This window comes from Bacillota bacterium (assembly GCA_023511455.1).
Classification (GTDB): domain Bacteria; phylum Armatimonadota; class HRBIN16; order HRBIN16; family HRBIN16; genus HRBIN16.
Genome location: JAIMBJ010000001.1, coordinates 117,931 through 141,010, shown reverse-complemented (window position 1 = coordinate 141,010; position 23,080 = coordinate 117,931). Strand labels below are relative to the sequence as shown.

Sequence of the window (23,080 nt, the reverse complement as noted above, 5' to 3'; positions counted from 1 at the left end):
GTATTATATCAGCAGACGGCTTGCAACGCAATATCGCAGGAGGCTCGGAGGGAAATGGCTATCAGCACGAAAGCGAAAAAGAGCAGTGACCCCATCACTCAGGAACCGAAAGAGAAACTGCTGGACTATTTGCGCACCATGTATGAGATACGCTTCTTCGAAGAAAAAGTGTATGAGCTGGTGCGCAGTCGACAAATAAAAGGCGCATCCCACCTGTATGCCGGACAGGAGGCAGTGGCGGTGGGTGCGGTGGCTTCGATTACCCGCAACGATATGATTACCAGTACGCACCGCGGGCACGGGCACTGCGGCGCAATTGGCAACCTGTGGTGCGACAGCGAAGAAGACCGCCAGACGCACTGGAACAAGATGCTGGCGGAGCTGATGGGTCGTGAGACCGGCTACTGTCGCGGACGTGGAGGCTCGATGCATATCGCGGATGTCGAAAAAGGCAATCTCGGCGCGACCGGTATCGTGGGTGGCAATATTCCCATCGCTGTCGGCGCGGCGCTGGCGGAGAGCTTCAAGCAGTCGGGCGCGGTGGTGCTGTGCTTCTTCGGAGATGGTGCGGTGAACACGGGCTCGTTTCACGAATCGCTCAATCTGGCTGCGGTAACGCATGACGGCTTGCCGGTCGTGTTCATCTGTGAGAACAACCTGTATGCCATGTCCATGCCCTGGCATGACCGTAGCGTGCCTGAAGCCCCCTACGCCTCGCGAGTGCGCGATGTGGTGAAACGAGCGGAAGCCTATGGCATTCCGGGCTTCCAGTGCAACGGCATGGACGTGCTGGACGTGAAAGAAAAGGTCTCACAGGCGGTACAGATGTGTCGCGAAGGCAAGGGACCGGTGCTGGTGGAGGCGCGCACCTACCGTTACTTCGGGCACTCGCTGTCCGACCAGCAGCGCTACCGCACCAAAGAGGAGCTGGAGGAGTATCGGCAGCGTGACCCCATCCTGCTGCTGCGTCATCGAATGCTGGAGGCTGGCATCGCCACCGAAGCGGAGATGGACGCCGTGATGGAAAAGGCGCGTCAAACCATCGACGAGGCAGAGCGGTTTGCCAAAGCCAGTCCTTTCCCTCCTGCGGTGGAGCTTTTCGACGACCTCTACGTGCCGAAAGACCCCATCGAGTTCGCCCGCGAGCGCGAGCAAGAAGAGGCGTTGCGTGCCCGCATCCGCCCGATTGAAGACGAAATCCGCCGCATCGCTCGTGAGCAGGCAGGTACTCCGGGCGGCGCAACTATGCCCAAACTGAAAAAAGAGGACGCACAGCGGCTGGAAGAGAAGTATGGCGTCCCCATCAAGTACTACAACGAGGCGCTGGCGCAGGCACACGCGGAAGAGATGCGCCGCGACTGGCGTGTGTTCGTTATGGGCGAGGACGTGGGGCTGTACGGCGGGGCATACGCCGCCACGCGTGGGCTGTGGGATGAGTTCGGCGGTCGACGTGTCATCGACACGCCCATCTCCGAGCTCGCTATCGCCGGTGCAGGTGCAGGTGCGGCAATGCGCGGTATGCGACCGATCGTGGAGTTCCAGTATGTGGACTTCACCACGCTTGGCTCCGACCAGATTCTGCATAATGCCGCGTATAACCGCTACATGTTCGGTGGGAAGACCAAAGTGCCGGTGGTATACCGCTCACAGGGTGGCGTCGGGCGTTGTATCGCGGCGCACCATAGCGAGAGCATGGAGGCGTGGTGGCTGTATGTACCGGGTATCTACCTTGTCATGCCCGCCACGCCATATGATGCCAAGGGCTTGCTGAAAGCGGCGGTGCGCGACGACAACCCCATCATGTTCCTGGAACACAAGCTGCTCTACTCCGGCGTGATGGGACCAGTACCCGATGAGGACTACATCATCCCTCTGGGCGTAGCGGACATCAAAAAGCCCGGCGAGGACGTGACCATCGTGGCGTACTCGCGCATGGTACATGTGGCGCTGGACGCCGCGTGGGATTTGGAGGAGCAGGAAGGCATTCGTTGTGAAGTGATTGACCCGCGCACGCTACACCCGCTGGACATCACCACCATCGCCAACTCGGTACGCAAGACCGGGCGCGTCATCCTGATGTCCGAAGGCTGGACCAAGGGCGGGGTCGCCAACGAGTTCCTGCGACAGATACTGGAGTATCGCTTCGAGAACGGCTACAGCGGCTGGGACTATCTGGACATGCAGCCGGTGATACTGGCGGCGAAGGATGTGCCCGTGCCGATGAGCGAGACGTTAGAGGACGCCTCCATTCCCACCCGCGAAGACGTCATCGCGGCAGTGCATTTCCTGTGCCAGTAGAAACAGGGTTGCAGTAGCGATACCGGAGGGCAGGCAGAGATGTCCTGCCTGCCCTGTTGCTACGCCGCCAGAGGCAGGGATGAAGCCAGGGGAGCCATAGTCTCGACTGAGAGCACAGCATTGTTCAAAGCGGTGCGTGCTTCTACATGCGCGCCGGAGTCCACCACGCAATGGGTGAGACGTGTGCCTGCCCCGACCCGTGCACCGGGGCCCACCACAGAAGCATGGATAGAAGCCTCTGTTTCCACCAGACAACGCGCTCCTATCACCGCGTGCTTGCCGATGGCAGCCCCACGCTGCAGCCGCGTACCTGCGCCGATATAGAAGGGTGGCTCCAGTTTGACGTTACCGTCCACCACTGCGTTTTCGCCTATCCAGCCGCCGGGGCGCACAGGCTCTGCAGGCAGGTCCAGCGACACTTTATTGGTGAGCGCGTCGAAATGCGCTTGCCGGTACTGCAACAGGTTGCCAATGTCGCACCAGTAGCCCTGCGCCCGAAAGCCGAAGAAGGGGTCGTTGTTCGCCAGCAGTCGCGGGAACAGGTTTCGACTGAAGTCAAACGGCTGGTCGTCCGGTACAAAGCGCAGCGCATAAGGCTCCAGCACGTAAATGCCCGTGTTCACCGTGTTGGTGAAGACCTCATTGGCGGACGGCTTCTCCAAAAAGCGGCGGATTCTGCCGTCCTTGTCGGTCTCCACAATGCCGAAGGGCGTGGGGTCTTCTACGGAATACAGGAGCATCGTGGCAATGGCTCCGTTGCGCCGGTGAAACGCGACCGCTTCGCTCAGGTCGAAGTCGGTTACCGCGTCGCCAGAGATGACCAGAAAGGTATCGTGGAGTGAACTGGCGAACCGCCGCACACCTCCCGCCGTCCCCATCGGCTCGTCCTCGATGGAGTAGTGGATGCGCATGCCCCAGCGGCTACCACCGCCAAAGTAATCGATAATCTCTCGCGCCCTGTAGGACAACGTGACAAACACCTGCTGGATACCATGCTTTCTTAACAACAACAGCGTGTGCTCCATCACAGGGCGGTCGAAAAGTGGTACCATCGGTTTGGGAGTGCGCGTAGTCAATGGACGTAAGCGCGTGCCCTGTCCTCCCGCAAGTATCACCGCTTGCATCGTGACTCTCCTCCATACGAACTGTCCTGCTGGGTGCAGGTGAAATGAATAGCGAACCACTGCGTATTATCGGCATCTCTTCAAAAATCTAAAGGGGAATCTGAGGTTTTGTACGAAAAATCTGTTGAAAAAAGCGAAAAAACGGTGCGTTGTGCACCGGTTGCACAGGCAAGATGGTCGTTTCGATGCAGATTACCAGATACTGAAGCCCAGGATATCCAGCGACAGCCAAACGACCATCATCCCGGCGGCAATCTGCAGGATGCCCATATTCCATATCCGTTCGCGCAGGGTCAGCGGACGGTATCCCTGCATCTGGTAGCGGTGCAGCAGCTGTTTGCCCGCTTCAATGCCGTTGCGCAGCTGCTTCTCGTTCGGGGGGCGCGTGGTGAATATCGCCTGTAACAGGTTGCCGGCAGGACGCCAGGCAAGCAGGGTGGCGACCAGAGCAAAGAGCAACGTCAGGTCCTGATAGACACCGGTATCCAGATTAGCCAGCGTCAGGAAGATGACCGCCCCCGCCGCAAGGTTGGTGCCGCATCGTGGATGCACACGGGGCATACGACGCACGTACTCGATATCCAGCGGCTCACCCCGCTCAATGGCGTGTACCGTCATGTGCTCTGCCGCGTGAACGCCCGCAATTGGAGAGAACCGCACAAACAGCAGAAACAGCACTACCGGCATGGCGCGCAGCGCAATGCCCACCCAATCCTGCCAGTCCAGCAATGATGCCGTGGGCGAAACCAACAGGGCATGGAGTGGGAAGCCCGTGCGCTGCTGGATCCAGAGCGACCCGGAGTAGACCAGCGTGATAGCCAGCAAGTTCAGCACCATCAGCAGCACACCCGTGAGGAAGAGACCCAAATCCCCTGCCCCTGCACGTACACCTCCGCCGGTAAGATAAACACCGAGCGGGGTGGCCATTCCACCCACTACCGGCGGGCGTACGGTCTCGCACGTTAACGCGAGCACATCTGACCTCAGTAAGGTACCCAGATATTCGCCGTCTTTCGTCATCACCGGCAGGGAGGAGAAGCCGTACTCCTGCATTATCTGCAGGGCACGCGTGGTGGGAGTGTACGGCAAGACAGAGATGACCTCTCGCGTCATCGCCGCGCTGACGGGCAGATACTGCTGCTGGTGCGGGTCGCCCTGCTGCATCACCCGCGCGATATCGGATTCGGCAACCACACCGAGCAGCCGCCCGTTTTGCACCACCGGAAGTGTGCCCGTGCGAGCCGCTCGCGCCAGCGCAACCGCCTTCGCCAGCGGGTCGTCCGGCGAAAGCACCGGCACACTCGTCATATAGCGTTCCACAGGCAGGCTCCAAAGCATCATGTTGCATAAACCTCTCGTAATAGCATACCTCGAAACCGGTGCATTTTGTAACAGGTCACCCGGCAACATCCGGGAAAGTGTCGCCGGTTAACGGCTTCGTCCCCCAGATGGCGTGCGGCAGGTTTGTTCCACATCCCTTCAAGGGAACACCTGCTTCCCTGAAAACGTATGGATATATAGACAAACATCTTTAGAATAAGAGGTTACGCGAAATGGGCAAGGTGCTGGTGCTTTACGATACCGCTTCGGGTAACACCCGCAAAATGGCGGAACTGGTGGCAAAGGGAGCCGAGTCCGTACCGAACACGGAGGTTCGGCTGAAAAGCGTGGATGAGGCCACCGCAGACGACCTGCTGTGGTGCGACGGCATCGCCGTAGGAACCCCGACCAATATGGGTACCATTTCGTGGCGCATGAAGCAGTGGTGGGACGAGGTCGGCGGCAGTATCTGGGGCAAGGTGGACGGCAAAATCGGCTGCGCTTTCTCCTCGTCCGGCGGATGGGGCGGCGGTGCCGAACTTGCCTGTATGACCGTCCTGACCGTGTTGATGAACTTCGGATTCCTCGTTTTCGGCGTGACCGACTACGTGGGCAAGCAGTTCACCCTGCACTATGGAGCCGTGCTGGCAGGGGAACCCCGCTCCGAGAACGAGATTGCCTCCTGCCAGCGTCTGGGAGAGCGATTGGCGCAGTGGGTGGCGGTCTACATGGACGGCAACCGCGAGGCGCATCCGCTACAGACCAGAACGGGCTAAACGCGGGCGGCCAGGTCGGGCGCCGTGTCCCTCTCCACCTCATCCGGGTGCGGGAATCTGTGCTTGTCATGGATTACCCGCACCGCGAAATCGTAGGTGAAGTAGCTGTATATCCAGTTTGCCAGCACCATGAAGCGGTTGCGTAGCCCGGTCAGGTAGTAGATGTGCACCGCTAACCACGCGAGCCACGCCACTCGTCCGGTGAACCGAAGCCCCTTCACCTCGCCGACGGCGCAATGTCGTCCGATGGTCACCAGATGACCTTTGTCGCGGTAGCGGAACGGCAGCTCCGGCTCGTGGTGTATCCGTCGCAAGATGTTTCGCGCTGCCCAGATGCCCTGCTGCTTCGCGTTGGGTGCCACTTGCGGCAATAGCTTCCCATCTACCACCAGCCCGTTCAGGTCGCCCACCACATACACTTCGGGAGCCTCAGGAACGCGCAGCTCCGGCGTGGTGGGAATGCGTCCATTCTGCCCAGCCGGGAGGCCGGGTAACGCCACGCCCCTCACTCCTGCAGTCCAGATGACGGTGTAAGTGGGCAGGAAGCCGCTGCCGCCGATATGTATCCCGAAGGGAGTCACCTCCTGTACGGGGCTGCTGGTCAACACCTGCACCCCCATCTGCTGCAGGGCTTGCATCGTGTAATCCGAAGCGGAAGACGACAGGTACGACAGCAGACGGTCACTGGCTTCTATCAGCATAACCCGTACCTCATGCAGGCCAACCTCTGGATAGTCGCGTGCCAGCACATGCTTCTTCAGCTCCGCCAGCGCACCTGCCAGCTCCACACCTGTCGGGCCGCCGCCCACGACGGCGAAGGTGAGCAATGCCTGTCGGCGTAGAGGGTCTGCCGTACGCACAGCCTCCTCTACAGCGCACAGTACTCTATCGCGAATCTGCATGGCATCCCCCAGAGACTTGAGCGGAAGCGCATACTGGCCAACGCCCGGAATGCCGTAGTCGTGCGAAGTGCTGCCCATCGCCACCACCAGATAGTCGTACGAGACAGGCTTACCATCCACCCAAACACGCCTGTCAAGAGTGTCCACCGACTGCACCGTTCCCATCAGGAAGCGCACGTTGGGATAGCGGCGTAGCATGGCGCGAACAGGCCACGCAATCTGAGGTGCTTCCAGACCGGCGATTGCCACCTGATACAACAGTGGTTGGAAAAGGTGGTGGTTGTTTCTATCTATCAACGTTACCCGCACGTTGCGGTTGCGGGCAAGCTGTCGTACTGCGCTCAGTCCACCGAACCCCGCTCCCAGAACCACCACATGCACCTGCTTCTCGGTCATCTCAAACCTCCTTCTGGATTCGGGAGAACGGGCGCACTCGGACATATTGCATATACTTAAACACACTACATATTACGAATTCTCTAAAAGCGGCGTTCCTCATGGGGAACTTTTCATTGCTACATCGACGTATAGAAGCATAGACAAACGTTTGAGAATGTATGTGAGACGGTATGGACGACGCGAGCCTGCTGAAAATCGCCAAAGCCATCGCAGACCCGACGCGCTATGCCCTTCTGAAAGCCATCGCGCAGCGGGAAGAGATTTCCTGTGGGCAGCTGGCGGAGCTGTTCCCCATCGCCCAGGCAACCGTCTCACATCACCTGAGCCAGCTGGTGGACGCAGGGCTGGTGCAGATGCGCAAGCACAGACAGCACCATTACTTTCGCCTGCGCCGAGAAACGGTGGAGCAGTTCGGGCAGAACCTGATGGAATCGCTTGGCGGCAACAAGGAACCGGTAACAACGCCCTAGCGCGTGAAATACATCGAGGAGGAGGATGACGCATGAAGACCATGTTGCAAGCTTTTGCCGTGACGATGCTCCTGTGGAGTATCTCCGCCGGTGTGCCGGTAGCAGCGCAAACCTACCAGATCGACCCGGTGCACAGCTCGCTGGTGTTCCGCGTGAAGCACATGAACACCGCTTACGTCTACGGGATGTTTACCAGCATGAAGGGCACAGTGGTGGTGGACGAGGCGAACCCTGCCCGCAGCTCCATCAACATCGAGGTAGACGCTGACAGCGTCAACACCAACAACCAACAGCGCGACAATCACCTGCGCAGCCCGGACTTTTTCAACACCCGACAGTTCCCAACGATAACCTTCAGGAGTACCGAAATTCGTCGTGTGAACGCGAACACCGTGCAGGTGCGGGGCGACCTGACCATGCGCGGAGTCACCCGACCCATCACGGCGAACGTGACCCTGACCGGCAAGGGGAAGAACGCACAGGGTAGAGACATCATTGGCTTCGAGACGACGTTCACCATCCGGCGCAGTGAGTTCGGTATCCGGTACGGATTGCCCGGTCTGGGAGATGATGTGCGGGTAACCCTCAGCATCGAGGCAATGCGATAGCGGGAGCAACGGATGTCTTTTCTCATGCAACAGATTTTCTGGGGAGCACTACTGCCTGCGGCAATCGCGGCGACTCTCCTGTTCTTTTTCTGGCGTGCGTGGCGCAGGGAGGGAGTGCCTTCTCACGGGGGCACTCCTCTCGCCCTTGCAGTGGGCTATCTTTTCGCCCACTGGCGCATCATCGGGCTGCCGCGCAGTTTTCCGCCCGTTGACTCCAACGACTGGCTTTTTGTTACGGGTGTCGTGCTTGCCATCTGGGGAGGCGTGGAACACTTTTTGAACCAGAAGCCTTTGGTGCGTCATCTTGGGCGGCTGGTTTTGGTGGCGGTTGTCTCGTGGCTGGTGCTGCGCCCGCTGGTGGGTAACGTGTGGCAGGGGGTGTCCGCCCTGCTCTGGATAGCCTCTCTGGCAGCTGGCTGGTGGCTATGGTGGAGTGTTCAGGCACGCTTTGCGGATGAGCAACCGGGCTTCCTCTCGCCGCTCATCCTTTCGATGGTCGCCGGTGGCGGTGGGTTCATCCTGCTGTGGTCCAACAGCTCGTCCCTTTCGCAGATGAGCGGTGCGGTGGCGGCGGTAGCCGGTGTCATGGTGCCCCTCACCCTCTGGCGGCTGAAGGGTATCGCGGGAGCAGGCGGGGTTGCGTTCCTTGCGGGAATGCTGGGACTCATCTGGGTGGAAGCTATTGCCTTCGTACCAGTCCCCATCTGGCGCATCGTCGCGATGGCAGTGGCTTCACTCAGCCCTTTCCTTGCGCTGGCTCCTCCACTCAGGCGCAGGTCGGTCTGGGTAGTTGCTGCGTTGTGCGTCGTCGTCACGGCAGCGGTGCTTGTTGCGGTGATGGTTCCGACCTATCGCGCCTATGTGGCTTCCGCTGGGGCATACGTTTACTGAGCCTTCCACGTGAAGGAATCTCCGTTCCATTCGTTCTATCGATGTTCTCAGGGGTCTTTTTCGGGCGACGTCTGAGACCATTTGACCTCACCCCTGTCCCCTGACAGGAGAGGGATGCGGCTCCCCCTTCCCTCTCAGGGAAGGGGGCTGGAGGGTCAGGTAAAACAAGGGTTGTTGAACGGAGGAACCAGATGCCTAAAAAGCTGCCACGTCTGCACGTCTTTCGTCAGGAGAACCATCCGTGTCATGGACGCTACCTGGTCACCGAAACGGGCAAGCCGTTCTTCTATCTGGCAGATACCGCGTGGGAGCTGTTCCACCGACTGACGCGCGAGGAAACGGAGCTGTATCTGAAAGACCGCGCCGCGAAAGGCTTCACGGTGATACAGGCGGTTGCTTTAGCCGAACTCGACGGGCTGGGCACACCGAACGCCTATGCACATACCCCCCTTCACCGCAATGACCCCACCCAGCCCAACGAGGAATACTTCCGCCACGTGGACTTCGGGGTGAACCTCGCGCAGGAGCTGGGACTATACATCGCTATGTTGCCTACCTGGGGCGACAAGGTGAACAAAAAGTGGGGCGTCGGTCCTGAGATATTCACCCCGGAAAATGCCCGCGTTTACGGTGAGTTTCTGGGAAAGCGTTATCGGGATAAGCCCATCATCTGGATACTGGGCGGCGACCGTCCTGTCGATACCGAGACGCACCTCGCCATCTGGCGGGCGATGGCGGAAGGTCTGCGCCACGGGGACGGCGGAACACATCTCATCACTTACCACCCGAATGGCGGAAACCACAGCTCGCAGTGGCTGCATCGGGAAGAGTGGCTGGACTTCAATATGCTTCAGTCGGGGCATCATGCCAGACCGATACCCAATTACGAGATGATACAGAAGGACTACCGCCTGCAGCCCGTCAAACCCTGCATGGACGGGGAACCGAATTACGAGGACCATCCCATCAACTGGGACCCAAAAAACGGCTGGTTCAACGACCACGATGTGCGCCGCGCCGCCTACTGGGCGTTGCTGGCAGGGGCGCATGGACATACTTACGGCTGCCATGACATCTGGCAGATGTATGAGCCCGGAAAGAGGAAACCCATCTCCCACGCCCGTACCGCCTGGAAAGAAGCCCTGCACCTGCCCGGCGCTTCGCAGATGCGCCATGCGAAGCAGTTGATGCTCTCGCGACCGATGCTGCTGCGCATCCCAGACCAGTCGCTGATTGCAGGCGACCCTGGCACAGGGTTAGAGCATGTGCGGGCAGCGCGCGGGGCAGACGGTAGCTACGCCTTCATCTATCTGCCGGTGGCCAAAACGGTGAGGGTCCATCTGGATGCGTTGAGTGGAAAAAACATCCGCGCCTGGTGGTTCAACCCGCGCAACGGACAGGCGCAGCCGATTGGCGAGTTTGTGCGCCGCGGCGAGCAGGAGTTCACTCCCCCCGTCGGAGAATCTCGAGAGGAAGACTGGGTGCTGGTGCTGGATGAAGTGGGCAAGCGATACCGAAAACCAGGCAGTTAAAGGAGGCGTCTATGAAAGCACCTCTGGAGGGACACGCCGCGCTGCTGATAAAGACGCGCTGAAACGAAAGGGGCACACGCTATGGCGCAGAACATCGGCGTCATTGGGCTTGGCATGATGGGCAGACACTACCTGCAACGTCTGCGGCAGGCAGGGTATGGCGTACACGCATTGGACGTGAACGCCGAACGCCTCCAGTGGGCGCTGCAACAGGGGGCTACCCTTGCCGCCAGCTCCAGGCACATCGCGGAAGTCTGCGACGTCATTCTGCTGGCGGTACCGGGCAACCGCGAGGTACGGGCAGCGATGGAGGCAGAAAACGGCGTTTTCGCGGCGTTGCGCCCCGAGCACCTGCTGGTGAACACCAGTACGACGCATCCTCGCCTGGACGAGGAGATGGCTCAACGGTGTGCTGAACGCAACGCCGCGTGGATAGATGCCCCCGTGACATGGCGCGCGCCGGGGCTGATCGTGATGGTAGGCGGTGAACAGGAGCACGTTGCCCGCGCGATGCCGATACTGGAGGCTATCGCTTACAAAGTGGCGCACGTGGGAGAGGTGGGCGCAGGACAGCGGCTGAAGGCGGTGAACCAGCTCATCGGTGCGTGCCAGCTGGCGGTGTGGTGCGAAGCGGCGGAATTCGCCCGCTCCATCGGTTTGTCACCGGAGCTCATCCGCGACGTTCTCGAGTTGCCCATCCCCGACAGCGTGCTGGGCGAGGATTTCACAGGAAGTGGACAGCTGGTGCTGCACTATAAGGACCTGGGCTATATTCTGGAACTCGCCCATGAGTACGAAGCCGCCGTCCCGCTAACGGGCGTCGTGCATGAAGTGTTCAAGGCAGTCAAGCACCTCGGCGAGCCTGATTGGACGCAGCCGGGTATCGTCACCTACTGGAGGAGGATGAACCGCCGACCAGACCCACGGGGGTGAACCCACCCGTTGGTTCTCCATGTTGTGGTAGCGATGAACCGCACCCTTCTTCCCTCTATCCGTACGTGCCCAGCTCCAGCCCCCGCTGCACAAAGTACCGGTAGGTCTCGTAGTGCACGGTGTTGGGGATGGAGTGGTCGCTGTGCAGCACGTAGCCGTAGTTCTGCTTGACGATGGGGATTTTGGCTTCCAGCTCGGCGTCGATCTGGCGTTTGTCGTTCGTGTACAGCACGCGCACATCGATGCCGCCCATGAAGGATAACCGGTCGCCAAAGTTTCGGTACAGACGCACCAGGTCCATCCCCGCCTTAACCTCAATCACCTGAAGGCAGTCGATTCCCGCCTCGATCATGCCCGGCACCAGCGGCTCCACATACCCGCACGAGTGCATGATGACCGGCAGCCCCAGGCTCTTGACAAACTGAATGGTCTTGATATGCCCCGGTTGCACAATCTCCTTATACATCGTTGGGGACATGAAGGGGCGCCCTTTGAAACCCATATCCTCGTAAAACCAGATGCCGTCGGGCAACCCCTCCTCCGCAAACAGAATCTCCATCAGCTGGATGGTCAGGTCGGCGTAGGTGTTCACCATATCCTTCACCCAGTCGGGGTCGTCGATCATGCCCATCAGCATGTACTGGTGTCCGCACACGGGGTGCATCAGTTCGAACACGTTCACGCCCGACCAGCAGAAGAATCGCTGTTTCTCCTGCGCGTGGCGGCGGGTGTTGCGGTAGGCTTCGAAGTTGATGCGTCGGCGGTCGGGGGTGAGTTTGGGTTTGATATACTCCTCCCACGCGCGGCGGTCTTTCACCAGAAAATCCACATGTTCTGGGGTGGAATCGTGCAGCTTGTGTCGTCGCAGCAACGCACCGTTGCCGTCGCGCACGAGGATGGTCTCTTCGGTCTCCTCCACCACCTCCGGCACGAAGTCGAGGTCGGCCACCATGGTGAACGGCCAGCAAAGCTCCAAATCGTAGCCGAAGTGGTCGGCGAGGTTTTCGCCTTCACGGATATAGCCCCCCTCCAGCCAGCTCCTGTAGGTATCGCCCCAGAAATGCTCGAAGACGCCGATGCGGTCCACTGGCTGTCGCTTCAGGATGTTTTGAATACGCTCTACACTCGTTAACGTCTGCATGGGTGTTCCTCCGCCATGTTGCGTGACTGTGAACTTATGTTCCCGTCCCTGCAAGCAAAAACCTGCCCGCCGCGAATAAACACGGCGCGGCATAAGGGGACGATTTTTCAGGAAAATTTTCCTGGCGCCAGCAAAACCTCTCGACTTTTTCCGCAAAACGCTGTATAATTTAGATAGATTAAGCATTACTGGACAATCCTATAGGCAGCACACCCAACTTCCCACAGGTCGGAGGCAGCACTGACCTGTGGGTTTTTTTGCTCTGGTCTCGAAATCAGCAACTTTTCTGGCCCCGATTGAGTCATTGTCAGCGGATGCATTTCGCCGGAGGCGCGAGCCATGATCGAGCCAGAGGATTCGGAGCGTGTTTTGAAGAGGCTGGAACATCTGGAACGCCAGATGGCGGAACTGGCACAGCGGGTGGAGCGGATAGAACAGCAAGCAGGCGCGTCCAAACCTGCCGAACCGCAGCCGCCTGCCGCTGCTGAAACGGCTCCTGAGCTGCGCGATGTGATTGCCGCACAGCCCGTCATTCCCCCACCTCCGATTGTTCCTCCACTTCCCGAGCAGACCGCTGCCCGTGTTACTCCCGAACCCTCTGAACCACCTCCGCCAGCCGAGCCCGTACCCCCCGTTGCCCCCGCAGCAGTGCAGGCAGATACGGGAATCAGCGCCTACTGGGAGCAGGTGGTGGGAGGAAAGGGGGCATTATGGCTTGGCTCCATCGCCACCTTCTTTGCGCTGGCTTTCTTCCTCGCTTACACCTGGCAGTTTCTCGGAAACACGGCGAAGCTGGCTTCAGGCTTCGCTGCAGGCGCGATTCTGCTGGCTTTCGGCGAGTACTCACGCCGGCGGGTGGAGCGATGGTTCAGCGAGGGCATTTCAGGCGCGGGCATCGCAGTGCTTTATCTCAGCATCTGGGCGGGGGCGCAACGGTACCATCTCCTCTCGTTTGAAGCATCCTTCGCGCTGATGGCGGCGACGGTGTTTCTCGGAGTCATGCTTGCCCTGCGCTACGATGCGATGAGCCTGAGCGTGCTGGCTACCATCGGCGGTTTCCTGACACCGGTGCTCCTGCGCTCGGAAGGCGGTGCGCCTGTCAGCCCCTACCCGCTCCTGACCTACGTGACGGTGCTGAACACGGGTATCCTCGCTGTGTCACTGTACAGGCAGTGGCGTACGCTGGTATGGCTGAGCTTCTTTGCCACCATCCTGCTGTTGCTGGGCTGGGCGGAGGGTAGCTATCACGAGCGATTCCGCTGGTCTGTTTTCGGGTTCGTGACGCTGAATTTCCTGCTGTTTCTCGGGTGCGCTTGCTTTCGCAGTCTGATACAGCGTGCCAGCACGCAAGCCGAGGAGCTGCTGCTGGTCTTCGCCGACACCAGTGTATACGCATTGGCGGGGTACGCGCTCATTGGCAACGCACTGGGGAAGTATCCCGCTGCCTTTGCCCTTGCGATGTTCGTCCTGTTCAGTGGGTTGAGCCTTCTCGTCCACCAGAGGGCTCCCCAAAACCGCAGTCTGCGGGACAGCTTGGCAGGCATCGCGCTCTTCTTTTTGACCATTTCCGTACCGATGCAGTTGAAGCAAGACTGGCTCGTGGTGGGATGGAGCGTGCAGGCGGCGGTGCTGGTGACGCTGGGGCTGCGATGGCGTAACCCGTTGCTGCTGCGCGCGGGACAAATCGTGTGGGTTATCACCCTTTTGGCAATAGCGGTGGTCGTTCCGATGGCAGAAACACGCAGGCACCTGCTGTTGCTCAACGAGCAAGGTCTGCCTCTGCTGGCGGCGGTCATGGCGACCGCGTGGATGGCTCTGGAAAGCCGTCGAACGACAGGCACTCAGGACGAACTCGCTCCATGGTATGGCGCACTGGCAACGCTGGGTGGGGCATGGTTGCTGGCGCAGGAAACCTCCCTCGCCGTGCAGTGGCAATCCTCCCGGTTCGGGCAGGCGTGGCAAGCAGTGGCGATGTACTCGGTAGCCAGCGTCTGGGCGGTGTACGCCCTGCTCCTGCACCGGCTGGGAGCAAAGGTGAATGACCTGTGGGTGCGCCTGTGTGCGTTGTGCATCGCCACGCTGGCGGCAGTCCTGCCGGTGTGGGCGATAGCATCCGCGCCTGTGGAGGCATGGACGCCCTTCTGGAATATGCGTTGGTTCTCCACCCTGCTGGTGGGCATCCTGCTGGCGGTGCTGGCGTGGATGGTGGCGCGCGAGCAGGAGCGTGCCGCTTCGGAGGAGACACAGGCGTTCGGCTACCTGACGGTGCTGGTCAGCATCCTGATGTTCGCTGCGCTTTCTGCAGAGGTGTATCTGGGCTTCCGCGCATGGCGGATGTCTGTCGATGCGCAGCTGTGGGCAATTGCGGCGTGGTTTGCCCTTGTCGCGCTTTGGAGCCTGCTCGGCGCGCTGTTTGTGACGCTCGGCATGACCTGGAACCTGCTGGGGATGCGCTTGCTGGGGTATGCGGCTGGCGTCGCGGCGGTGCTGGTGCTGGTGATGTACTCGCTGTTCACGCTCCCCGGTTCGAGCGTTTCTCCGGCGTGGCTACCGCTGTGGAACCTGCGAGCTCTGGCGTTTGCAGTGAGTACGCTATCGGCAGTGTGGATAGCGGTGCTGCTCAGCCGCCGTCCATCGGGAGCCACCCCGTCCGAGCTGTCGTCAGCAGGCGGCATCTACGCGCTGGCGATGGCGGTGCTGTTGTGGGGCGTCACTCAGGAAACCTACGAGGCGTTCTATTACTGGTACGCCACGGGCGCGCTGAAGGGAGACTGGCAGCGGCTGGCACAGATGGCGATTTCACTGGTGTGGACGCTGTTCGGAGCGGTGATGCTGGTAGCCGGTATCATCCGCTCGTTACAACCCGCGCGTCTCGCGGCGCTGGGTTTGCTGGGCTTTACCGCGCTGAAAGTGTTTCTGTTTGACCTGAGCTTTCTGGATACGCCGATGCGGATTCTATCCTTCGGCGGGCTGGGGCTGACGCTGATTGCGATCTCATGGCTGTACAGCCGCTACGGGATTGGCAAGACCGGTAGCCTGCGACACACCTGAGTTCACAGGTGTTTTGGTGTCGAATACCCCGCTGAAGGGCGAGGCTCCTGCCGAGCCGTTTCGCGGTCTTTTCGGCTGACCCGGAGATTCGCCCTCCAGACAACGCATGGAACGCCCTACTGCGCGCAACGGAAAGCATACAGGTCTGCGTCGCTCAGAAGGAATCGCAGGCGCACCGTCTTCCCCTGCAGCGAGCGAACGTCGGCATTATTCCAGCGCACGTCCTGTTCGACCTCGTCGCCATATATTTCCACACAGTCGTCGGCGGCAAAGCCCCTGATAGGGTTGCCTTGCGGGTCGGTCACCTCCACCTTGACAACGCCGACCGCAGAGGTTGCCACATTTACCTGCAGTTTGTTACCCCGCAACACGAGCGGTCTGGTCAGCACCTCCCCGCCAGCGCGGGGTGCGTTCACCGACACAAAGCCGTCCAGACGCAGGGTAAACCGCCTGACGCGGGCGGTCTGATTGGGCAGATAGTACCCCTCCACCGAGTAGAAAGAAATCTCATCGGGGCAGTTCGGCAGGGCAGAGCGCGTGACGAGTAAACCCCATGCAGGCATGTTGTTGCGGTTCACCCAGCGTTCTCGCTGGGGACCCGGCCGCTGGAACGCCTCCAGCCAGCGTTTGAAGTGCAAGCCGTCCCGACTGACAATCAACACATTGTCCGATAGCGCGGGATAGGGGTCTTCGGGTAATCTGGCGCGGTCGGGAACGAAACGCATCGGGAAACCCAGCAGAATGCGCGGGTTGCGGATATAGGGGCGTATGGCGTTGGTATACAGATGCTCGCGCGGCGCGCCGCCCCAGTCCAGCAAGCGCGGTTTTGTCCAGCGCACAAAGTCCTTCGACTCGCACATCGCAATGTCCCGATACTCTTCGTGCCACAAGCGATGAAACTCGAGGTATCGCCCGTTCACCGGGTCCCAGAACGCGGTGTTCAGCGAGTCGAAGTGCCCTTCGGTAATCACCGGTTCTTCGCGCAAGCGTTGCCAGCGTATCCCATCGCGCGACACCAGCGCGCCCAACGCTCCCCACTCTTTGCCCGGCACATCTACGCTTGCCACCGCCTTGTAGCGCTGATGCGCGGGCGCAGCCGGGTTCTCATCGATGAACGGCGCGAAATTCTGGCTCTCTCTGCCCGTCCATACGATGTTGTTTCGCTTCGTGCCGCCGAACTCCACCAGCCCCAAACTGGGGCGTTCCCAGTGGATGCCGTCGTGGCTCTCCGCCACGCAGGTTACTTCCGGATGCGTCTGCTTTTTCGTTTTCACGCCGTAGTCGGAACCGCGGTAGTACATCCGGAAGGTCTTACCGTCCTGCAACACGGTGAAGTAACCGCTGGTGTTGCCTTCCCACGGGCGGTCGCACTCCAGCACCACCTCCTGCGGCACCGGATGGTGCAGACGCAATTCCGCCTTGCCGCCGAGCCGGTCTATCACTGCGCCGTCGACAAAAAGCTCCCAGTATGCATCCAGAACCCAATCGCCGTTTCGCATGGTTACCACCTCAGCTTTTGAATGCCGTTTTTGCGCACGCGAAAGCGCATGGCGCGTATCGCACTGCCCTCGCCTTCCTCGTAATAGACGACAAGAACCGAGCCGTCCTTTAGCTCCACCGTTGACGGGTAGGCTCCGATAACCTCATCCAGTACGAACGGTCCCTCCCAGCTCCTGCCCTCGTCGCGGCTAATGTGCAGGGCTGTGTTCGGCAACCGGTGGGTCAGTAGGATTTCGCCCGTGCCCAGGCGCATCAGATGCGGCGCATGACCCCGAAAGCCGATGTCCTGCGGGGGCGTCCACGTTTTGCCCTCATCCCTGCTCAGACAGAAGTGCATGTTTACCTTATCGCTGCGGATAACCGCCATCAGCACACCGTCCTTCAGACGGATGATGTCCGTCTCCGAGCCGTCAGGCAAGGTGGGGCAACCCGCGCTCAGCGGGATCGGTTCGCTCCAGTGCAAGCCGTCACCGGAACCGGTCACAGCCGCGAAGGTTCGCTCGCCACCCTCTGTATAGACGCCGAGCAAACATCTTTCAGGCGCAATCTCGCGCACGGGCGCGGAGACGGCGTACCCCTTCGCCACCATCAGCGCGCGCCGCCCCCAGCTTCTTCCCCCATCGCGCGAAAACACTACCTTCGTGTCGAACTCCACGCCCCTGTCGGTTGCGCGGTAGGTGAAGAAGGAACAGATGAGCGTTTCATCGTGTAGTTGAGTGATGTGGGGGTCGCGGTCGTCGTCGGGTCCGTCATAGAGTACCTGCGGTTGGCTCCATGTACGTCCTTCATCGCTGGAGATGACGAAGCAGATGCGTCCCCCACGTGGATATTCTCGATTGGGCAGGGAGACGTGCCCGTAACCTGCATAGAACACGCACAGGATATCGCCGTTTTTCAGACGGCAGGCGTCCGGGAACGCCTGGTACGAGCCTGCTAATTCCCCCCGCGAGATACGCTGGGAGTACGGGCTGCCTGCAGACATGCGGCACCTCCGTGAGCAAAAGGTCGTAGCATGATTCTCCCCTGCCGGGCAAACTCCTGTTTGCAGGTTTCCATCGCCTCTGCCCCGAATCCACATTTCAACTGCATCACTCCTGTAATCACAAGCAATCGGAGGAGCCTATGTCGGCGAAAGGACTGGGAAACACCACCGTTTCGCAAATCGCGATTGTGGTGCGCGACATCGATGAGGCGCGCCAGCGATGGGCGCAGATTCTCGGACAGCCGTTGCCGGACGTCATCATCACCCAGCCGGGCAACGAGGTGCACATGACCTATCGGGGGCAACCCAGCAACGCGCAGGCGAAGCTGGCGTTTTTCAACCTGGGGCAGGTGCAGCTGGAGCTGATAGAACCCATTGGCGAGCCCAGCACGTGGAAGGAGGCGCTGGACAAGCACGGCGACTCGGTGCATCACATTGCCTTCTGGACGGAGGACATGCAAGCCAGTGCGGAGTTCCTGAAAGAGCATGGCATCCCTCTGGTTCAGCGTGGGGACATGGGCGAGGGACAGTACGCCTACTTCGATGCCGAGGCGCAGCTGGGCGTGCAAATAGAACTGCTGGAGCGCGTGCGCAAAGCGCGGGTGGAATGATGCCGAACCGAGCGATACGTCTCCATGCAGAACCCGTTCCCCTGTCGCAGGTGCGTCTGCTGGACAGCCCGTTCAGGCAGGCAATGGAGCGCAACGCCCGGTATCTGCTCTCTCTGGAACCCGACCGTCTCCTGCACCGGTTCCGGTTGTATGCGGGTCTGCCACCGAAAGCACCCCTTTACGGAGGCTGGGAGACGATGGGCGTTTCGGGGCACTCGCTGGGGCATTATCTGTCCGCCTGTTCCCTGCAATACGCCGCATCGGGTGAGGAAGAGTTCCGCCGGCGCGTGAACTACATCGTGAGCGAGCTGGCGGAGTGTCAGGCGAAGCACGGCAACGGATACGTGAGCGCAATCCCCGAAGGCGAACGAGTCTTCCGCGAGATCGCTGAGGGCAACATCCGCACCCAACCGTTTGACCTCAACGGAGTGTGGGTACCCTGGTACACCATGCACAAGCTGTTCGCCGGACTGATCGACGCATTCAGCCTCTGCGCCAGCGAGCAGGCGCTGGATGTCGCCAGAAAACTGGCGGATTGGGCGCATCGCACCACAGCGAGACTGACCGAAGCACAATGGCAGCAGATGCTTGCCTGTGAGCACGGCGGCATGAATGAGGCGATGGCGAACCTGTACGCCCTCACCGGGGACGAGAAGTATCTGGAGCTCGCCCGCAAGTTCTACCACCGGGCGGTCTTAGACCGTCTGGCGAACGGCGAGGACTGCCTGCCCGGCTTGCACGCCAACACACAGATACCCAAAGTCATCGGTGTGGCGCGACTGTACGAGCTCACCGGCGAGAGACGCTATCGCCGCATCGCCGAGTTCTTCTGGGACAGGGTGGTGAACCACCACTCCTACGTCATCGGTGGGCACAGCGATTACGAACACTTCGGTCCGCCCGCCAGGCTGTCCGACCGCCTCTCGACCAACTCGTGCGAAACCTGCAACACCTACAACATGCTCAAGCTCACGCGCCACCTGTTCGCTTGGGAACCAAAAGCAGAGCACATGGACTTCTACGAACGCGCGCTCTACAACCATATCCTCGCCTCGCAGCACCCGCAAACGGGCATGGTTTGCTATTACATCCCGCTCAAACCGGGACACTTCAAGACCTATTCCACGCCTTTCGATTCCTTCTGGTGCTGTGTGGGCACAGGCATGGAGAACCACACCAAATACGGCGATACCATCTACTTCCGCAACGCGGAAGGGCTGTGGGTGAATCTTTTCATCCCGTCCGAGCTTCGCTGGCAGGAGAAAGGGCTTACCCTCCGCATGGAGACACGCTTCCCGGAAGAGAGCAACGTCCGCCTGACCTTCGCCTGCAGGCAGCCGGTGGCGACGACTTTATACCTTCGCGAGCCGTACTGGAAAGCAAAGGCGATAACCGCCCGTTTGAACGGATGGGATGTGCGTCTCGAGACAGATACTCAGCGCTATCTGTCGCTTTCCCGCCGCTGGCAGGATGGCGACCGTCTGGAAATCACACTTCCTCAGCGTTTGCACACGCAGTCCATGCCTGATGACCCGAACCTGCTTGCCCTATTGCACGGACCGGTGGTGCTTGCGGGGGCTCTGGGCAAGCCGGAGGAGCCTGAGCCACGTGTACCCGTCCTCGTGACCGGTGGTAAGGCGCCCGAAGCTTGGCTGAAACCCGTACGCGGACAGTCGCTCACCTGGCAGACACGCGGTGCGGGACGACCGAACGACGTTCGGCTTATCCCGTTCTACCGAACGCACGACCAGCGCTATACCGTCTACTGGCGCGTCGTCACTGAACAGCAGTGGCGACAGCTGGAAGCCGAATATCGCGCCGAGCAAGAACGCCTGCGAGCACTGGAGGCGCGCACCATAGATGTGGTGCAGATAGGCGACGAAGCCTCCGAGCGTGCCCACCACCTGCAGGGCGAGAACACCAGCGCGGGGGAGTTCTCCGGCAGACGCTGGCGCCACGCCTGGGACGGCGGATAGTTCTCCTATGAGATGGCGGTGCTGCCCGACGAACCCGTCGAACTGCTGTGCATCTACTGGGGCAGCGACACAGGCAACCGCGTGTTTGATGTGCTGGTGGACGGCGTGAAGATAGCGACCCAGACGCTCAACAACAACGCACCGGGCAAGTTCTTCGACGTGGTGCACCCACTGCCAGCTGAGCTCACCAGAGGCAAGAGCAAAGTCACCGTACGCTGGCAGGCGCAACCGGGCGCGATGGCAGGCGGGCTGTTCGGGTTCCGCATATTGAGGAGGGAACGATAGATGAGTATTCCAGCCCCTGACTGGCAGGTACTCTCTCGCTATGACGAGCAGCATCTGCGCGAAATCGCCATGCCGGTGGGCGGCATCGGCACAGGGTTTTTCTGCCTCGGAGGAAAGGGGCAGCTTACCGACTGGCAGTTGATGAGCCGTCCGCATCGGGGCTGGCGTCCGATGTACGCCCACCTGATGCTGTGGACGCGACAGGGCAAAAACGCCAAACTGCGCGTGCTGGAAGGCGACCTCACCGAAGGATTGTCCTCCGACTTCGGTGCGCCGCAGGTGCTTGCCGGTATCCCGCGCATGAAGCCCAGAGGATTCGAAGCCACCTACCCCTTCGGCAGGGCGTTACTGGAGGACGAGTTTACGCCGGTCTCTGTGGCGATAGAAGCATTCAATCCGCTGATACCGGGCGATACATGGGCATCCAGTCTACCGATGGGCTGGCTCACCATCACCCTTGCGAATCGCACCCGGCAGACACTGGAAGCCTCTGTCACCCTGCTGATGAGCAACTTCGTGGGCACCGACGGGCTAACCGCCGACCTGAAGGACAACATCACCGAACACGTGGAGGTGGCGGGCTGGCGAGGAATGCGCTTCGCCAAAACGCGCGACGAACCAAACCCTCGCTTCGGCACGATGGTGATGCTTTCGGATGCGCAGCAAGTTCGGGTCGCCCGGCGCTGGCGGTTTCGCGACCGACCGTGGAACGGTGAGACTCTGGGCATCATCGACGAGCTGCTGGAGAAAGGATACATCGCCGACGATGAGCCGGACAAACCCTGTCCGCCCAGTCCACAGGATACTTGGGACAGCTCCATGTCCATTCTGCTGAAACTGAAGCCCGCAGAGGTACAGCAGGTGCGGCTGCTGATATGCTGGCACTTTCCCTATCGCCATCTGGCAGAGGTGGGCTGGTGGTCGGGCAACGGCTCGCCTGTCGTGCGCAACTACTACGCCACGCTCTTCACCGATGCCACCGATGTGGCGCGACAGGTTATCCCGCGCCTGCAGGAGCTGCGGCGTCGGAGTATCGAGTTTGGGCAAAGTGTGGCTCAGTTGGATGCGCCGCACAGCTTTAAGGAAGCCGCCCTGTTCAACCTCACCGCGTTGCGCTCGCACACCTGCTTCCGGCTGGAAGACGGAACCTTTGTCGGCTTCGAAGGGTGCAGCGGCACTGGTGGTTGCTGCAATGGCTCCTGCACCCACGTATGGAACTATGAGCAGGCAACGCTATCGCTGTTTCCCGACCTGCACCGCAGTATGCTGGAGAGCCACCTGCGCTACGGCGTCACCCCCACAGGCGCGCATCGGTTCCGCCTGAGCCTGCCGGTGACCAACCCCACGTGGCAGGCTGCGGCTGCTGACGGGCAGATGGGCTTGATCGTGCGCTGCTACATGCAGTCGCAAAAGGACGGGGAAGAATGGCTGAAGCAGTGCTACCCCGCCATAAAATCGCTGCTGGAGTTCTGCTGGCAACCGGGCGGTTGGGATGCGGATCGGGACGGCGTGATGGAGGGGGTGCAGCACAACACCTACGATGTGGAGTTTGTGGGCCCCAACCCCATGTGCACCGTATGGTACCTTGCCGCGCTGGCGGCAATGGAGCAGATGGCCACGCGCATGGGCGACCTGAGTTTCGCCCAAACCTGCCGTCAACTGCGCGAACGGGGGAGCCGCTGGGTGGATGAGCACCTGTACAATGGGCGCTATTACATCCAGAAAATCCAGCCTCCACCCGAAGATGCCGCCCCAATGACCGCCCTCAGCGAAGAGTATCGCCGCGCGAATCCGCGCTTCCAGGTGGGGAACGGCTGCCTGATCGACCAGCTGGTGGGGCAGTACAAGGCGAACCGTGCCGGGCTGGGCGACCTGCTTGACCGCTATCACATCCGCACCATGTTGGAACATATTTTCCGCTACAACTTCCGGAAACACTTTCGCGACCACTACAACAATATGCGCACCTTCGCCACCGCCGACGAAAGCGGCACGCTGATTTGCACCTGGCCCGACGGCGACCGTCCTGAACAGCCCATCCCCTACTGGGGCGAGTGCATGACGGGGTTTGAGTACCAGTTTGCGGTGCTGCTGCTGGACTACGGGTTGCGCAGGGAAGCCGAAGCGGTGGTGAACGCCGTTCGGGGCAGGCACAACGGCGCGAACCGCAACCCGTTCAATGAACCTGAATGCGGCAGCTACTACGCCCGCAGCATGGCGAGCTGGGCGCTGCTGGAAGCTTGGCAGCAAGGCAGGAAGTAACATACTGGAGCGAGAAGCA

At 60.5% G+C, this 23,080-nt stretch carries 18 protein-coding genes; 12 read left to right on the top strand and 6 right to left on the bottom strand.

Annotation, left to right across the window (positions count from 1 at the left end):
• Positions 1-54: 54 nt before the first annotated feature.
• Positions 55-2,298 (top strand): dehydrogenase E1 component subunit alpha/beta, encoded by a 2,244-nt coding sequence (locus tag K6U75_00565; protein ID MCL6473532.1) that lies wholly within the window; start codon positions 55-57, stop codon positions 2,296-2,298.
• A 59-nt stretch (positions 2,299-2,357) separates the two neighbouring features.
• On the opposite strand, the gene K6U75_00560 is transcribed toward K6U75_00565, so the two are convergent.
• Positions 2,358-3,422, bottom strand: coding sequence for an NDP-sugar synthase (locus tag K6U75_00560; GenBank protein MCL6473531.1), 1,065 nt, complete (start codon positions 3,420-3,422; stop codon positions 2,358-2,360).
• 192 nt (positions 3,423-3,614) lie between these two features.
• A complete protein-coding gene (locus K6U75_00555; GenBank protein ID MCL6473530.1) occupies positions 3,615-4,763 on the bottom strand; it encodes a DUF1385 domain-containing protein in 1,149 nt (382 codons plus the stop codon).
• A gap of 212 nt (positions 4,764-4,975) precedes the next feature.
• On the opposite strand from K6U75_00555, the gene K6U75_00550 reads away from it, so the two are divergent.
• The gene (locus K6U75_00550; GenBank protein MCL6473529.1) at positions 4,976-5,518 is read left to right on the top strand and encodes a flavodoxin domain-containing protein; all 543 of its coding nucleotides are present in this window, start codon (positions 4,976-4,978) and stop codon (positions 5,516-5,518) included.
• Here the strand turns inward: K6U75_00550 and K6U75_00545 are convergent.
• Entirely contained in the window at positions 5,515-6,816 is a 1,302-nt protein-coding gene (locus K6U75_00545; GenBank protein MCL6473528.1) for an NAD(P)/FAD-dependent oxidoreductase, read from the bottom strand. The genes K6U75_00550 and K6U75_00545 overlap by 4 nt on opposite strands.
• A 173-nt stretch (positions 6,817-6,989) precedes the next feature.
• Here K6U75_00545 and K6U75_00540 point away from each other — a divergent pair, with 173 nt between their 5' ends.
• The 5 genes from K6U75_00540 to K6U75_00520 all read left to right on the top strand — a co-directional run bounded on the left by K6U75_00540 (position 6,990) and on the right by K6U75_00520 (position 11,253).
• Positions 6,990-7,289: a metalloregulator ArsR/SmtB family transcription factor gene (locus K6U75_00540; GenBank protein MCL6473527.1), complete on the top strand. Its 300-nt coding sequence runs from the start codon at positions 6,990-6,992 to the stop codon at positions 7,287-7,289.
• A gap of 32 nt (positions 7,290-7,321) precedes the next feature.
• A complete protein-coding gene (locus tag K6U75_00535; GenBank protein ID MCL6473526.1) occupies positions 7,322-7,897 on the top strand; it encodes a YceI family protein in 576 nt (191 codons plus the stop codon).
• A 12-nt stretch (positions 7,898-7,909) separates the two neighbouring features.
• Complete coding sequence (locus tag K6U75_00530; protein MCL6473525.1) at positions 7,910-8,788, top strand: hypothetical protein; 879 nt, start codon at positions 7,910-7,912, stop codon at positions 8,786-8,788.
• Positions 8,789-8,979: 191 nt separating this feature from the next.
• On the top strand, positions 8,980-10,320 hold the full coding sequence (locus K6U75_00525; protein ID MCL6473524.1) for a glycoside hydrolase family 140 protein: 1,341 nt from the start codon (positions 8,980-8,982) through the stop codon (positions 10,318-10,320).
• An 81-nt stretch (positions 10,321-10,401) separates the two neighbouring features.
• Positions 10,402-11,253, top strand: coding sequence for an NAD(P)-dependent oxidoreductase (locus K6U75_00520; GenBank protein ID MCL6473523.1), 852 nt, complete (start codon positions 10,402-10,404; stop codon positions 11,251-11,253).
• A 55-nt stretch (positions 11,254-11,308) separates the two neighbouring features.
• On the opposite strand, the gene K6U75_00515 is transcribed toward K6U75_00520, so the two are convergent.
• Complete coding sequence (locus K6U75_00515; GenBank protein ID MCL6473522.1) at positions 11,309-12,394, bottom strand: hypothetical protein; 1,086 nt, start codon at positions 12,392-12,394, stop codon at positions 11,309-11,311.
• A 339-nt stretch (positions 12,395-12,733) separates the two neighbouring features.
• On the opposite strand from K6U75_00515, the gene K6U75_00510 reads away from it, so the two are divergent.
• A complete protein-coding gene (locus K6U75_00510) occupies positions 12,734-15,445 on the top strand; it encodes a DUF2339 domain-containing protein (GenBank protein MCL6473521.1) in 2,712 nt (903 codons plus the stop codon).
• A 116-nt stretch (positions 15,446-15,561) separates the two neighbouring features.
• Here K6U75_00510 and K6U75_00505 read toward each other — a convergent pair whose 3' ends face one another.
• Positions 15,562-16,944 (bottom strand): hypothetical protein, encoded by a 1,383-nt coding sequence (locus K6U75_00505; protein ID MCL6473520.1) that lies wholly within the window; start codon positions 16,942-16,944, stop codon positions 15,562-15,564.
• 2 nt (positions 16,945-16,946) lie between these two features.
• Positions 16,947-17,927 carry a glycoside hydrolase gene (locus tag K6U75_00500; protein ID MCL6473519.1) on the bottom strand — a complete coding sequence of 327 codons (981 nt, stop codon included), beginning with the start codon at positions 17,925-17,927 and terminating at the stop codon, positions 16,947-16,949.
• A gap of 140 nt (positions 17,928-18,067) precedes the next feature.
• Here K6U75_00500 and K6U75_00495 point away from each other — a divergent pair, with 140 nt between their 5' ends.
• From K6U75_00495 to K6U75_00480, 4 genes are read left to right on the top strand one after another with little or no spacing between them, the layout of a single operon-like run.
• Positions 18,068-18,538 (top strand): VOC family protein, encoded by a 471-nt coding sequence (locus K6U75_00495; protein ID MCL6473518.1) that lies wholly within the window; start codon positions 18,068-18,070, stop codon positions 18,536-18,538.
• Entirely contained in the window at positions 18,535-20,514 is a 1,980-nt protein-coding gene (locus K6U75_00490) for a glycoside hydrolase family 127 protein (protein MCL6473517.1), read from the top strand. The genes K6U75_00495 and K6U75_00490 overlap by 4 nt, the downstream gene beginning before the upstream one ends.
• Positions 20,515-20,526: 12 nt before the next feature.
• Entirely contained in the window at positions 20,527-20,799 is a 273-nt protein-coding gene (locus K6U75_00485; GenBank protein MCL6473516.1) for a hypothetical protein, read from the top strand.
• Positions 20,800-23,061 (top strand): hypothetical protein, encoded by a 2,262-nt coding sequence (locus K6U75_00480; protein MCL6473515.1) that lies wholly within the window; start codon positions 20,800-20,802, stop codon positions 23,059-23,061.
• Positions 23,062-23,080: the final 19 nt, after the last annotated feature.

What these genes read in the sequence shown, in the direction of transcription:
- K6U75_00565 (MCL6473532.1), top strand. Translation starts at nt 55, where the DNA reads ATGGCTATCAGCACGAAAGCGAAAAAGAGCAGTGACCCCATCACTCAG.
- K6U75_00560 (MCL6473531.1), bottom strand. Translation starts at nt 3,422, where the DNA reads ATGCAAGCGGTGATACTTGCGGGAGGACAGGGCACGCGCTTACGTCCA.
- K6U75_00555 (MCL6473530.1), bottom strand. Translation starts at nt 4,763, where the DNA reads ATGATGCTTTGGAGCCTGCCTGTGGAACGCTATATGACGAGTGTGCCG.
- K6U75_00550 (MCL6473529.1), top strand. Translation starts at nt 4,976, where the DNA reads ATGGGCAAGGTGCTGGTGCTTTACGATACCGCTTCGGGTAACACCCGC.
- K6U75_00545 (MCL6473528.1), bottom strand. Translation starts at nt 6,816, where the DNA reads ATGACCGAGAAGCAGGTGCATGTGGTGGTTCTGGGAGCGGGGTTCGGT.
- K6U75_00540 (MCL6473527.1), top strand. Translation starts at nt 6,990, where the DNA reads ATGGACGACGCGAGCCTGCTGAAAATCGCCAAAGCCATCGCAGACCCG.
- K6U75_00535 (MCL6473526.1), top strand. Translation starts at nt 7,322, where the DNA reads ATGAAGACCATGTTGCAAGCTTTTGCCGTGACGATGCTCCTGTGGAGT.
- K6U75_00530 (MCL6473525.1), top strand. Translation starts at nt 7,910, where the DNA reads ATGTCTTTTCTCATGCAACAGATTTTCTGGGGAGCACTACTGCCTGCG.
- K6U75_00525 (MCL6473524.1), top strand. Translation starts at nt 8,980, where the DNA reads ATGCCTAAAAAGCTGCCACGTCTGCACGTCTTTCGTCAGGAGAACCAT.
- K6U75_00520 (MCL6473523.1), top strand. Translation starts at nt 10,402, where the DNA reads ATGGCGCAGAACATCGGCGTCATTGGGCTTGGCATGATGGGCAGACAC.
- K6U75_00515 (MCL6473522.1), bottom strand. Translation starts at nt 12,394, where the DNA reads ATGCAGACGTTAACGAGTGTAGAGCGTATTCAAAACATCCTGAAGCGA.
- K6U75_00510 (MCL6473521.1), top strand. Translation starts at nt 12,734, where the DNA reads ATGATCGAGCCAGAGGATTCGGAGCGTGTTTTGAAGAGGCTGGAACAT.
- K6U75_00505 (MCL6473520.1), bottom strand. Translation starts at nt 16,944, where the DNA reads ATGCGAAACGGCGATTGGGTTCTGGATGCATACTGGGAGCTTTTTGTC.
- K6U75_00500 (MCL6473519.1), bottom strand. Translation starts at nt 17,927, where the DNA reads ATGTCTGCAGGCAGCCCGTACTCCCAGCGTATCTCGCGGGGGGAATTA.
- K6U75_00495 (MCL6473518.1), top strand. Translation starts at nt 18,068, where the DNA reads ATGTCGGCGAAAGGACTGGGAAACACCACCGTTTCGCAAATCGCGATT.
- K6U75_00490 (MCL6473517.1), top strand. Translation starts at nt 18,535, where the DNA reads ATGATGCCGAACCGAGCGATACGTCTCCATGCAGAACCCGTTCCCCTG.
- K6U75_00485 (MCL6473516.1), top strand. Translation starts at nt 20,527, where the DNA reads ATGGCGGTGCTGCCCGACGAACCCGTCGAACTGCTGTGCATCTACTGG.
- K6U75_00480 (MCL6473515.1), top strand. Translation starts at nt 20,800, where the DNA reads ATGAGTATTCCAGCCCCTGACTGGCAGGTACTCTCTCGCTATGACGAG.